This window comes from Mycobacterium sp. NPDC003449 (genome assembly GCF_053588415.1).
The window spans coordinates 1-12,555 of the sequence record NZ_JBSFPX010000053.1; the positions used below are offsets into that span (position 1 = coordinate 1).

Below are 12,555 nucleotides of genomic sequence, written 5' to 3' on the forward strand. Positions count from 1 at the left end.
GCGTGCCCGGTACCGGGCACGCCCGCCGCTTTTATAGGGTGCAGGGGTGACGATCGACGGGGACCTGCGTCGGGCCCGTGGGCTCGCACTGGCCGCTGACGAGGGGGCCGCCCGAGATCTGCTGGTGTCGTTGCTGCCCCGGATCGAACAGGCCGACCGCGACGACCAGGCGCTCGAGGTGTTCGCTCAGCTCGGCGAGATCTATCTGGCGCGGACCGCCTATGACGGTGTGGTGGAAAGCATTTCCCGGATCGGTGACTGTCTGGGGATGTATCGTGCGGTCCGCGCGGGGCAGCGGCCCGACCTTGCCGCTCAGGTCAGCATGTCCGAGTTCGAGGTCGACCGGATGATCTGCCGGTATGCCCGCCGTGCGGAATTCCTCGGCGCCGGACTGGCCGCCGCACGCGGTGACCACGACGGTGCCGCAACCCATCTGGCGGCACTGATCGAAACCACGGGGGATTTCGATGATCTGGCCGCCGAGCACCGCAACCTGATCTGCCACAGCAGGATTCTGCTCGCCGAGAGCCTGTGCGACGACGACCTCTACGCCGCATCGGTTCCGGTGTGGGCCGAGGTGCTCGAGGTCCTGGAGGACCATGCCGGGCCCGGTGCCGACGATGCCGAGACCGATCACCTGTTCGTCACCGGTGCGCTGGGCTACGGCCGGTTCTGCGTCGAGTCGGGGCGTCTCGACGAGGCCGAGCCGTGGCTGCGCCGGGCCGATGCCCGCGCGCAGGCCCGCGACTGGAAACTCGCCGCCGCCCGCACCCGGCTGGAGCGGGCCGCGGCCGCATGGTCGGGCGGTGAGTACGCCCAGACCCAGGACCTGGTCACCGAGGCCTACCCGGTGATCGCCGAACACGCCCGCGCGCACGATGTGTCCCGGAGTTGGCTGTATTTCGGGCTGATCCGGGTGGGTCTGGGCAAGCTGCGGGAGGCCGATCAATGCTGGGAGCAGGCCGAGCGGCACTGGCGGGAGATCGAGCGCCCCCTCTACATCCATCGGATTCTGTTGCAGCGCAGTTGGATAGCTCTTTTCCGCGGCTTGTTCGACGAGGCGATCGCCATGGTGGACGAGGCCAGGGAGCTGCTGGACGCCTCACCGCGACACAGCTGGCTGCAGTATGCCCGGCTGGATGCCCACCTCGGCAACATCTGGCGCGCGGACGCGCTGGCGGAGATGGGTTTCGACGGCCTCGGCAAACCGGGGGACAGCTGGGAACAGGTCGAGAAGCGGCATGCGGCGGGAACCGGCTCGTACAACTGCCGCCCGGGCAGCCGCAAGTACCGCCGCGGCATGGTCAAGTTGGGCCGGGCTACCGACTTGAAAGTCCCGGCCGCGCTGGCGGTCGACTCGGTGCGCTACACCATCGCCGACGCGGGCGCGCGGGCCCGGTGGGCCAACCAGGTCTCGGCACCGCTGCTGGCCGGGGCCTTCGCGGTGGCGTGGGAATCCGACAACGTCGAGCTGACCAGTGAACTCATCGAATACCACAGCGCCAGAGGCGTATTCAGTACCGACCCGGCCTCGGCGGCGGCCGGGGACTGGGCCGAGACGGCGACCGCCGCGGTGCCGGTGGAAGCCGAACTGGCCCCGCAACTCGCCGTCGCGGCCGCGGCGGCGCCGGTCGGCGACGGACGCTCGTTGACCCGGCTCGGACCGTTACCGGCATTGCGGATGGACCCGAGCTCGGGACCGATCATGAGCCACTACCGGCAACTGGCGCTGCAGCGGTATGGCCGCGATGTCACCGCGCCAGGGGCGGAATGGACGACGTGGCCGTGACCCGGACCCTGGTCATGCGGTTCGCCGACGTCGGTATCGCGACCTATGCCAGCCTGCGGGTGGTGGGGGAGCCGCGGCGTTCGGTCACGTGGGTGGTCGAGGAGCCGCACCTGGAGGCGGTCGACGCGGCGCTCAACCCGGCGCTGCCGGATCCGGTCGGCACCGAGACGCCCGCCGAGGCGATCGAGCGGGCCGTCACCGCGGGTGCATTCGCCCGCCCCGAAACAGAACTCGAACTGGCCGGGCTGCTGGCCGCCAACCTGATCGGGATCGACGGCTGGCAGCTGCTGGCCGACTGTGTGGACTCGCCGCGTCCGGTGTTGTTCGTGACGCCGAGCCCGCGGCTCGGGCGGGTGCCCTGGGGGCAGCTCGCGATGCCGGGACCGCACCGCTTCCGGTTGATGGAGGTGGCGGACGTGCTGATGGCGGCACCGCCCAACATCGTGCACGCGCCACGCCCCGCCTGCCGGTGGACCGACCGCCGCGACCGTCCGCCGGTGCTCGTGCTCGACCCGCGCATACCCGGGCAGCGGCCGGATTCTGCGCTGGGATCGGTGCTGGGCAGGCCCTCGGCGCAGAGCCCGCTGGCCCGCCACTTCGCCGATCTGATGGCCGGGCAGCGGGTGCTGCCCCAGGTGGATGACGCGGTCGAGTTGTTCCGGCGCACCGACACCGACCGGCGCCGGTTGGCCGACCTGTGTGCCGAGGACCCGGCGCGGCTGCTCTACGTCGGGCATGCCAGCGCCGCCGACGGCGCCGCCGGGCATGCCGACCGTGCGGCGCTGCACCTGGCCGAGGACCAGCCGCTGACCGCGGGGGAGATGATCGCGACGCAGCTGCCGGTCCCGCCGCGGGTGGCGCTGCTGGCCTGCGCATCCGGTGGTGACTACCGGTTCGACGAGGCGGCCGGCCTGGTGGCGGCGATGATCCTGGGCGGTGCCCAGCTGGTGACCGCGACGTTGTGGTCGCTGCCGACCACCGCCGGATTCCGCCAGTTCGGGTCGGCGGGCACCAAGACCGATCCGATGGCCGACACCGTCACCGGCGTCGATCTGGCCCACCGCGACGAGGATGCGGGCCTGGCGGTGAACCGCTGGCAGCGGGCCCAGATGCGGCGCTGGCGCGACGGCGACGGCACCGCCAGCCCGCTGCACTGGGCCGCGCTGGCCAGCTTCGCCGTCGACGGCGCTCGCTGAATCGGGTCGGCAGGTGCTGACCACGTCGCAATTGTCGGTTGCACCCCAAGGGATTTGACCTCAATGCCGGCGGAACCGCCGGCGCGGATCGCCGCGGGGCGCGCCGCCCTTGTGCACGGCAACGTAATCGTTTACGTTGAGTCTCGATCATCACACCGCACTCCGATATGCGTTCCATCGGGACTACGAGGAGGTAGCAACATGGAGCAGCGCGTTGCCGGCGACGAGACAGGGGAGGAGAGCCGTGGCTGACACCGCGAAACCTGAGCCGGGGCTGGACCGCGACCTGCTGCGCAAGATCACCTGGCGGCTCATCCCGTTCCTGGTGCTGATCTACCTGGTCGCCTACATCGACCGCAGTAACGTCGGTGTGGCCAAGCTGACCATGCAACCCGATCTGGGCCTGTCGAACGCCGCGTACGGATTCGGTGCAGGCGTCTTCTTCATCGGCTACTTCCTGTTCGAGGTGCCGTCGAACCTGATGGTGGTGAAGTTCGGTGCGCGCAAATGGTTCGCCCGCATCATGATCACCTGGGGCCTGGTCCTGATCCTGACGTTCCTCACCACCAACGAGTGGATGTTCTACGCCTTCCGCTTCCTGCTCGGCGCCGCCGAGGCGGGCCTGATGCCCGGCCTGATCTTCTACCTGGCGTCGTGGTTCCCGTTCCAGCACCGGTCCCGGATGATCGGTCTGTTGATGTTCGGCAACCCGATGGCGGTGATCATCGGGGCGCCCGTCTCCGGTTGGATCATCGATGCCATGCAGGGCACCCTGGGCCTCGCCGGCTGGCAGTGGATGTTCATCCTCACCGGTCTGCCCGCGGTATTGCTCGCATTCGTCGTGCTCAAGGTCCTGCCCGACGGGCCTGCCGACGCGCGCTGGCTCACGCCCCGGGAGCGGGACCAGGTGCTGGCCGCGGTGGCGGGCAGCCAGGCCGAGACCACCGAGCACCGAAATCCCCTTTCGGCCCTGCGGGACAAGCGCGTTCTGTTTCTGGCCGCCTTCTGGCTCGCCTTCCCGGTCGCGACCCTGGGCCTGCAACTGTGGCTGCCCACCATCGTCAGCAACTTCGGCACCGGCAACACCATGACCGGTGTGATCACCGCGATCCCGTACGTGTTCGTCGTGCTGGCGTTGTGGTACTGGCCGCGGCGCTCGCAGCGCAAGCGGGAACTGTACTGGCACATGGCGATCCCACCGCTGCTCGGCGCGGTCGCCTTCCTGCTGATCGGTACCACCACCAACCCGGTCATCCAGATGGCGCTGATCACGCTCGCCGCGGTCGGCCTGATGGCCGGTCAGCCGATCCTGCTCTCGATGCCGACGAAGGTGCTCGCCGCCTCGTCCATGGCGGTCGGGATTGCCTGCGTGAACTCGGTCGGCAACCTGGGCGGCTTCATCGGACCGTACGCCGTCGGTGCCATCACCGACGCGGCCGGCTCCACCACCCCGGCGATGTGGTTCCTGGCCGCTTGGCTGGTGTTCGCCGCAATCATGGCCCTGCTCTCCCGGCGCGTCCTCGGCGACACCTCCGGGCGCGCCCGGAAGGGGGAGTCCGCCGAACTCACCGAGAGCCGCTGACCGGCGGCGGTCCCCGAATCCCGTCACATCCGTCGATCCCGACTTAGCCCCGAAATAGAAGGAGAATCCCATGGTCACCCACAACCCGGCCCACTTCCACGGCCTGTTCCCGGCCTGCCCGACCCTGATCACTGACGGCGAGAAGCTGGACGAGCCCGCCCAGCGGGCGCTCTACCGGGCCAACGCGGACGCCGGGGCCTCCGGTTTCTGGATGTTCGGCTCAGGAGGGGAGGGCCTCACTCTCACCGACGACGTCCGGCGCCGGGCCCTCGAGGTGCTGTTCGACGAACTCGGTGCCGACTTCCCGGTGCTGGCCGGTATCAGCGCCGAGGGCACCGCCAGGGCGATGGAGCGGTACCGCCCGATCGCGGACCTGCCGATCAAGGGCACGTTCGCCGTTCCGCCGACCTACTACGGATACTCCCAGGACGAGTTGATCGACTACTTCGTCTCGTTGGTCGACCTCACCCAGAAGCCGGTGTTCCCGTACCACAATCCGTTCTTCACCAAGAACCGCTTGTCGATCGACACGATGATCACCCTGGCGAACACGGACGGCATCGCCGGCACCAAGGACTCCACCACCGCGATCGCCGAGACCCAGCGCCTGGTGTGGGACACCCCGGACGATTTCATCGTCTTCCAGGGCCAGGAGGAGCTGATCGCCGCCAGCATCGCGGTGGGCGTCACCTCGATCGTGTCCGTGGTCAGCGCGTCCAACCCGGCCCTGTTCGTCGATCTGATCAACACCGCCAAGGCGGGCGACCTGCCCGCGGCGTGGAAGAAGCAGGCCGTGGTGAACGACTACCTGGTCGAGATCGGCACCGCGGCCGCGACCAACGAGGGTGAGTTCATCGGGGCGGTGAAGCGCCGCCTCGTCGCCGACGGGTTCGGGAACGGGAAGCTCACCGCGCCGTGGCGGAGCCCCAAGTGAGGCCGAACCAGGTCCGGACCGCCCTTCGGGACGGCACTCCCGTTTTCGGGACCTTCCTGATGGAGTTCGCCACCCCAGGGGTGGCCCGGCTCGCCGACAGTGCCGGTGCGCAATTCGTCTTCTGGGACCTCCAGCACACCGGTTGGACCACGGCCGAGATCGCTCCAGGGATCGCCGCCGTGCACGGACGCGCCATCACGCCCGGGGTCCGGGTACCTCAGGCGGTGCCGTGGCTGATCGGTCAGGCGCTGGACGCCGGTGCCCGTCTGATCATGGTCCCGGCCGTCGAGTCGGCCGAGGCCGCGGCCGAGATCGTCCGCGCCACAAGATATCCGACCGCCACAACGCCGGAGGGCGCCCGGCCGGTGACCTTCAACTTCGGGTGGGACGACTTTCGCCCGCCCGCGGACGCGGCGGCCGAACTCGACGCGGCCAACGACGATGTGGTGGTGTTCGTCCAGATCGAGACGGCTCGCGGCCTCGACCGGGTCGAGCAGATCGCCTCGGTCGACGGGATCGACGTGCTGTGGGTGGGGGACAACGACCTGGCGGCTTCCCTCGGTGTGGCAGGCGATTTCGCGCACCCCGCCTACCTCGCCGCCCTGGACCGGGTCGCCGCGGCGGCAGCCGCGGCCGGCAAGGCGGCGGGGTTCACCACGGCCGATCCCGCCGTCGCCGAGGACATGCTCAACCGGGGCTACCGGGTGCTCGCCTTCGGCAACGACGTCAAGGTCTTCCAGGCGGCCCTGCGTGGTGGCATCGACGCCATGCGGGCCCTCGCGCGGAACTGAACGATCGACAATCAAGAGGAGAACTGACTACATGCCCGCACAAGACCTGTCCGGCAAGGTGGCCCTGATCACCGGCGCATCGTCCGGAATCGGTCGGGCCATCGCCGCCCGGCTGGCCGATCACGGCGTCAAGCTGGCCCTTGGCTCGCGCAACGCCACCGACCTGGGGATCGAGGGGTCCCACGTTCAGCAGGTGGACGTCCGAGACCTCGCCCAGACCAAGAGCTTCGCGGATGCGACCGTGGAGAAGTTCGGCGCGATCGACATCGTGATCGCGAACGCCGGAGTGGGCCACTACGGCAACTTCCTGGACGTCCCGGAGGACCGGGTCCAGGAGATGATCGATACGAACTTCACCGGCACCGTGAACACCGTTCGCGCCACCCTGCCGCACCTCCGGGCGGCGGGCAACGGTGGTGACCTGGTGGCGATCGCGTCCGAGGCCGGGCGGCGCGGTCTCCCGGGGGAAGCCGCCTACAGCGGCTCGAAGTTCGGCCAGGTCGGGCTGTTCAAGGGCCTCGACAACGAACTCCGCGAGGAGGGGATCCGCGTCACCAACCTGTGCCCCGGTGGCGTGGCCACCGCCTTCGCGGTCGGCGACGGACGGGGCCGCGAGCAGGGGTCGCAGGCCCTGCAGCAGATGATGCGGGCCGACGACATCGCCGACCTCACCGAGTTCGTGCTCACCCGCCCCAAGCACTACCGCATTCTCGAGGTGGCCCTGCGCCCGATGAGTGAGCCCAGCTGGGGCTGATCACCCCGATCGGCGACGTACTGCCCTCACGCCGATGCCCTCCGCACGAGCGTGCAGGGCAGTTCGTCGTGGTGGCGTACGTCGTCGGGGCCGTCGACCAATTGGGTGACGAGACCGGCCATCTCGGGCAGCGGCTGCCGGATGCTGGTCAGGCCCGCCACGGCGGCCAGCCGGGTGTTGTCGAAGGACACGATGGCGATGTCGTCGGGGACACGAAGCCCCCGTTCGGTGAGTGCCAGTTGCAGGGACACCGCGAGCAGGTCGCTGGTGGTGATCACCGCGTCCACGTCCCGGATGTGCGCATCGAGCCACTCCGGGGACACCTCGTCGGCGGCCAACTGGGTCGCGTGCAATGTGCGACCGGCCGCCCCGGGATCGATGTCCTTGGTGACGGCTTCGAACGCTTTGAGCCGTTCGGCCGATGTGGAAACCCCGTCGTCGTAGCCGAGGAACGCGAAACGGCGGCAGTCGCGTTGTCGCAGAAGCTCATACACCGTCTCCATCGCGCCCCGGTGGTCGGCGCCCACGTAGGGCAGTTTGGCGCTGGCCCGCCGGTCCACCTGCACCACCCTGGTGTGCAGGGCCGCCTCCTGGAGTGTCCTGCGGGACTTGCGGGCGTGCACCGGGCTGATCACGAGCGCGTCCACCCGACGTCCCACCAGGGCCTGCACCCGCAGCCGCTCGACCTCGGCCGACCCTTGGGCGTCGCCCATCAGGATCCCGGTTCCACCGCCCTGCAGGGCATCCTCGAGTTCGCGCACCAGGGCCGGGAAGAACGGGTTCACGATGTCGGGCACCACCAGGCCCACCATGCCCGAGCGCCGGCCGCGCAGTGACCGGGCGATCGGGTCGACCCGGTAGCCGAGCGAGTCCGCGGTGCGGATCACCCGGTCGCGGACCTCCGAGCCGGCGCCCGGGAGCCCGGCCAGGGTGCGAGACACGGTGGCGGTGGACACGCCTGCCGCATCGGCGACCTGTTGGATCGTCACACGTGCCGGGCGGACCATCGAGCTGATCGTCTCCTGGGGCGTCACCGGTGGGGTTATCGGGCCTTGATCATACCGGGCGGCCGCCGACGATCAGCGCAAACTCGGGTGTGACCGCCGATTTTCCCCGGGGCCAACGGATTTGGCCCACGGCGGGCGCGCTCGATCAGGGCGGCGGGACACATACCGCGACGGTGCCCTCGTCGTCCGGCCGGTAGTAGGCGTCGATCGCGCTGCCCGGCATAACCTTCGCCAGCGCCGCGGCCGGGATCAACGCGGTCTGCCTGGCCGGGAACTGCCCACCGCCCGGCCGGCTCACCATGAGGTCCAGCTCGACTTCGCGATAGTCCTCCCTGGCCGTTCCGGTGGTGCGCATCCCGGTGACCACACCGCGCCCCCGGGTACCGTGCCGGATCAGTGTCAGCTGCGCGCCGGTCACCAGTCCTTTGCGGATCAGCATGTGGTCGAACTCGGCCAGCAACTCCTCGAACGTGACCAGGCGTTCGGCCGCCTCGTCGTCGGGTCGGGCGTATCGGGCCCGGCGGGCGGTGAGGACGGCCCCCGCGGCGCCGCCGCAGGCCAGGCACAGCAGGGCCAGCATCATGGCGTCGGTCATGTGGACCAGGGTCGGTCCGCACCACGGCTACCGAACCCAAGTTCGGCCGCTCTATCCTGGTGCCGGTGAGCATCCGGCCCGATACCGCGACGGCGGATGCCGCGGTGCGGGCGGCCCAGCCGCGGCTCGCCGTCATCGACCGGGCATGGCGGGCCATCGGGCCCGGGGTCGAGGTGCTCAGCGGGGACGGCGGCGGTCCACTGCGCCGCACCGTCAAACGCATCATCGACCCACTGGTGCTGCGCCTGCGCAGCAATACGCAGTTCTCCGCGGCGGTGCTGGCCCCCGAGGTGGCCACCGAGGCCCACGATGCGATCGTGGCGCATGCGCCGCAACTGCGTTCCGCGGCGGCCTGGTTCGTCCTGCTCAAGCAGGAACGCCGGGCGCAGCGCATCACCACCGGCAACGCCCAGGAGCTGTACTTCCCGGTCTGTTTCGAACTCGCGGTGACCCGGGGTGCACCGGACGGCCGCCACGACGCGGCGGCCGTGCTGCACGAGATCCACCACGGTCGCGACCGGGCCACGGTCGAGGTGCTCAACGAGCACATCGCCGATCCACAGGTGATCGCGCGGCTGCAGCGGCAGCTGGAGCGCAGCTGGCGTGATGTCCGGCCGGCGCGGGCCATCACCGAACCGTTCTTCGCCGGGCTGGCCACGGTGCTCGGAGCCGCCCACGGTCACAGTGCCGAGATGGCCCGCCAGCGGGTGTGGTCGGTGCTGATCGCCGACGCCACGCCCTACAACCTCGGTGCCGAGGCCCGGCTGGCCGACGCCGGGTTGCCCTTCTCCCTCGTCGAGGTCGGGCTGTGTTCGGTTGAGCCGCAACAACCCCCGACCGTCACGGCGGTCTACGACGGCGAGCGACCGCTGGACCGCAGCGTGGTGGAACGGGTCAGGGCCACCCTGCGGCGCGCGATGGACCGTGACGAGCTGCCCGACATCCCGCTGCTGTGCGACGAGGAGGTCGACCGCGCGTGTGCGCCGTGGGGCCTGCTGGCCGAGGACAAGCAGTGCAGCCTGCTCACCGGGATCGAGGTGGCCATCGACCTGCGGCCACTCGCGGCGTGCCCGCAGGCCCGCCACGAACTGTCCGCGCGGATCCAGGCCCGGCTGGCCAAGGAGGCCTATGTGCTGCACGCCCGCCGCTATCTGCACGACGGCGGGCCCGTGCACCCGCACCAGCAACGGGTGGTCGACGATCTCGGCGCATTCGCCAGGCCGTATCTGAGCCGCCTCTGGGCCCGGTTGCACGGCCGCGACGTGTGGCAGGAGTCGTGCGCCGACGTCGACGATGTGCGGTCCCTGCTGGAGGGCGTCGCGCGGTCGGTGAGCCTGGATCACCGGCAGCGGATCAAAGCCATGCTGGAAGTGCGGGTGACCGGATGAGCGGTTTGATCCTGAGCGCCGAATCCGGTCTGTGGAGTACCGGTTCGCCGCCCGCGCAGCCGCCGCTGGCCGCCGTCCTCGAGGTCAGCGGGGCGGTGCTGTCCTGGACGGTCGAAGGCGATCCGGCCGACCCGCCGGAGATCGCCTTCACCGATCCGGTTCGGGCGGACTGGTTGTGGCGGATGACCGGCGAAGCCGGCCACGTCGCCCTCGTCGACACGCTGTGTCACCGTGACCGGCGGCAACCGGTCGAACTCGACGGCGTGGCGGTGCGGCCGGGTTCGGCGGCGGCGCTGCGGCGGCTGGCACTGGGGCACTGGCTGCGCCGGTGGTGGCCGGCCAGCGACCGTGACGGTATCGCCGCCCTCGACCGCGCGGTGCTCGATGCCGAGATCGCACTGCTGACGGTGGCGGCCGAGGACTACTTTACCGACGACACCATCGACGCCGATCCGGGCGGGCTGCTCGCCCCGCACCTGGCCGCTCTGGAATCGCGTGCCGCCGACGGTGATCCGCGAGTCGTCGCGCTGGTCGAGGAGTGTCGCGAACTGGCCGCCGAGATCGGGCTGAGCTCGGCCGGGTCGCGGCCGCACACCGGCGGACGTGACGACTACGCGCTGGCCGCCGGGCCGGGAGAGCGGCCCCGGGATCGCGGGGCCATCGCCGTCGGAACGGCGACGGTGCACTGGTCGGCGGTGCCGCCCGCGATCTTCGATGCGGCAGAGAACACCGTCGACTGGTCGGTGGTCGACATCGCGACCGGTGTCACTGCCGTTGTGCAGGTGGCACTGTCGGGATCCGGTTCGGCGCAGGGAATTCCGGTGACGCTGCGCTGCGGTGACGGAACGGCCGCCGGATCACTGGATGCCGACGGGCGCGCGGTCCTCACCCTGCTCGGCGCGGACGGTGCGCCGCTGGGCGCGGCGCAGGCGTGGAACACCGAATGGGCGGCCGCCGAACTCGTGGTGGGAGCCGGGACCGGGGAGTCGGTGCGGACCCGCGACCGGGTGCGTGCGCTGGCCAGGGCCCGGCTCGCGGCACCACCCGAGGATGCGTTCCTGGCCGAGATCCTGGCCGCCGAATCCGACTACTGAGCGGTGTTGTCCGGGCCTACTTGGCTGCCGTCTGGATATAGGCCGCCGAGGTGGGTTGGGCGGGCAGACCGACCTCGGAGACCTGCGGGGTGCCGATCGCGCCGGCCAGCCACGGCAGCGCGGCCGTGAACGCCGCGGTGGCGAACGGCCAGTCATGGGTCCCCGGCTGGCTCACCACGGCGCACGCGATGCCGTGCGCCGAACCCAGCGCGCACAGCGAATCCGCGGCCTTCGCCTGATCGTTGGACCGGCCCGCGGGCTTGATCGTGGGGCCGGTGGACCCGGTCTGGTTGGTCTTGGCGGCCTGGTTGGGCGTGGCATCGTTGACGTCGAACCAGCCGGCGACACCGCGGTACTGGCCGTGCCGGTTGATCACCGTGGTCGGGTCGAATGCGGCCCAGGCCGCCGAACTGCCGCCGAAGAGGCGGTCGACGGTCTGTGCCCTGGTGCCCGAGTTGGGCCCGATATCCCCGGCGATGTCGACGAACGCGCTGAACAGTTCGGGATGCATGACCGCGAGATCCACCGCGCAGGTGCCGCCCATCGACCACCCCACGATGCCCCAGTTGGCCGCGGCCGGGCTCACTCCGTAGTGCGCGTTCATATACGGCACAACATCTTTGGTGAGATGATCGGCAGCGTTTCCACGGGCCCCGTTGACACATTCGGTGTCGTTGTTGAAGGCGCCACCCGGATCGACGAACACCAGCACGGGCGCGTATCCGCCGTGGCGGCGGGCGAACTCGTCCACCGTCTTGATCACGTTGCCGGCCCGCATCCAGTCCGCGGGGGTGTTGAACTCACCGCCGATCATCATCACCGTGGGCAGTTTCGGCGCCGGGTTGCGCGAGAACCAGGCCGGAGGCAGATAGACGTACTCGCCGCGATGCCGGAATCCCGAGGCGGCGTTGCCGATCTCGACGGGCACCACCGTGCCCCTGGCCGGGATCGCGCCCGTGCGCTGCATGGCGGTGACCGTCACCTGGTCGGTCTGGTCGGGCAGCGGGCCCGCCGTGAGCTGGTTCCATGCGGTCTGCACCCACGGGAAGTAACCCACCCACAGGTTCAGCGCCAGCGCGGCGCACAGCAGGCTCATCGGGACCGCCAGGGCCGAGGCGCCGCGCCGCCACCAGCGGCTGCCCCGCCACCCGGCGAGCAGGATCACCACCGCGGCCCCGGTCAGCGCGACCCACACCCACAACGACCGCGGCGCCGGATTGCCGGTCAGGCCCTGGTCCTGGATGTACCAGTAGGTGCCTGCGGCCAGGGCGGCGCCGACGAGCGCCGCCACCGGCAGCCAGCGCAGGCCCCAGCGCCGGCTGCGCCACACCACCGCGGCGGCCAGGGTGACGGCGGCGAGGATCTGCACCGTCGTCGGGACCCAGCCGTGCATCAGGGACAGATGGTGGGTGAAGGTCACAGGCT

At 70.4% G+C, this 12,555-nt stretch carries 11 protein-coding genes; 8 read left to right on the forward strand and 3 right to left on the reverse strand.

Translation table 11 applies throughout. The features are described from left to right. The first annotated feature begins 46 nt into the window (after window positions 1-46). From ACWDTP_RS15710 to ACWDTP_RS15735, 6 genes are all read left to right on the forward strand, one after another. On the forward strand, window positions 47-1,789 hold the full coding sequence (locus ACWDTP_RS15710) for a hypothetical protein (RefSeq protein ID WP_450021242.1): 1,743 nt from the start codon (window positions 47-49) through the stop codon (window positions 1,787-1,789). Beyond that, on the forward strand, window positions 1,771-2,985 hold the full coding sequence (locus ACWDTP_RS15715; RefSeq protein WP_450021244.1) for a CHAT domain-containing protein: 1,215 nt from the start codon (window positions 1,771-1,773) through the stop codon (window positions 2,983-2,985). Before ACWDTP_RS15710 ends, ACWDTP_RS15715 begins: the two co-directional genes overlap by 19 nt. A gap of 244 nt (window positions 2,986-3,229) precedes the next feature. Then, window positions 3,230-4,567: an MFS transporter gene (locus ACWDTP_RS15720; RefSeq protein ID WP_450021246.1), complete on the forward strand. Its 1,338-nt coding sequence runs from the start codon at window positions 3,230-3,232 to the stop codon at window positions 4,565-4,567. 70 nt (window positions 4,568-4,637) lie between these two features. Beyond that, a complete protein-coding gene (locus ACWDTP_RS15725; protein WP_450021248.1) occupies window positions 4,638-5,501 on the forward strand; it encodes a dihydrodipicolinate synthase family protein in 864 nt (287 codons plus the stop codon). Continuing rightward, window positions 5,498-6,292 (forward strand): HpcH/HpaI aldolase family protein, encoded by a 795-nt coding sequence (locus tag ACWDTP_RS15730; protein WP_450021250.1) that lies wholly within the window; start codon window positions 5,498-5,500, stop codon window positions 6,290-6,292. Before ACWDTP_RS15725 ends, ACWDTP_RS15730 begins: the two co-directional genes overlap by 4 nt. A gap of 31 nt (window positions 6,293-6,323) precedes the next feature. Continuing rightward, window positions 6,324-7,046, forward strand: coding sequence for an SDR family oxidoreductase (locus ACWDTP_RS15735; RefSeq protein WP_450021252.1), 723 nt, complete (start codon window positions 6,324-6,326; stop codon window positions 7,044-7,046). A gap of 26 nt (window positions 7,047-7,072) precedes the next feature. On the opposite strand, the gene ACWDTP_RS15740 is transcribed toward ACWDTP_RS15735, so the two are convergent. Further along, a complete protein-coding gene (locus ACWDTP_RS15740) occupies window positions 7,073-8,080 on the reverse strand; it encodes a LacI family DNA-binding transcriptional regulator (RefSeq protein ID WP_450021254.1) in 1,008 nt (335 codons plus the stop codon). 118 nt (window positions 8,081-8,198) lie between these two features. Continuing rightward, entirely contained in the window at window positions 8,199-8,648 is a 450-nt protein-coding gene (locus tag ACWDTP_RS15745; protein ID WP_450021256.1) for a hypothetical protein, read from the reverse strand. 65 nt (window positions 8,649-8,713) lie between these two features. On the opposite strand from ACWDTP_RS15745, the gene ACWDTP_RS15750 reads away from it, so the two are divergent. Further along, the gene (locus tag ACWDTP_RS15750) at window positions 8,714-10,036 is read left to right on the forward strand and encodes a hypothetical protein (RefSeq protein ID WP_450021258.1); all 1,323 of its coding nucleotides are present in this window, start codon (window positions 8,714-8,716) and stop codon (window positions 10,034-10,036) included. A 5-nt stretch (window positions 10,037-10,041) separates the two neighbouring features. Further along, a complete protein-coding gene (locus ACWDTP_RS15755; protein WP_450021308.1) occupies window positions 10,042-11,130 on the forward strand; it encodes a hypothetical protein in 1,089 nt (362 codons plus the stop codon). Between the two features lie 16 nt (window positions 11,131-11,146). Here ACWDTP_RS15755 and ACWDTP_RS15760 read toward each other — a convergent pair whose 3' ends face one another. Then, window positions 11,147-12,550, reverse strand: coding sequence for an alpha/beta hydrolase (locus ACWDTP_RS15760; RefSeq protein ID WP_450021260.1), 1,404 nt, complete (start codon window positions 12,548-12,550; stop codon window positions 11,147-11,149). Between the last annotated feature and the right edge of the window lie 5 nt (window positions 12,551-12,555).

Coding starts and splice junctions, on each gene's coding strand:
- ACWDTP_RS15715 (WP_450021244.1), top strand. CDS start 1,771: ATGGACGACGTGGCCGTGACCCGGACCCTGGTCATGCGGTTCGCCGAC.
- ACWDTP_RS15725 (WP_450021248.1), top strand. CDS start 4,638: ATGGTCACCCACAACCCGGCCCACTTCCACGGCCTGTTCCCGGCCTGC.
- ACWDTP_RS15735 (WP_450021252.1), top strand. CDS start 6,324: ATGCCCGCACAAGACCTGTCCGGCAAGGTGGCCCTGATCACCGGCGCA.
- ACWDTP_RS15745 (WP_450021256.1), bottom strand. CDS start 8,648: ATGACCGACGCCATGATGCTGGCCCTGCTGTGCCTGGCCTGCGGCGGC.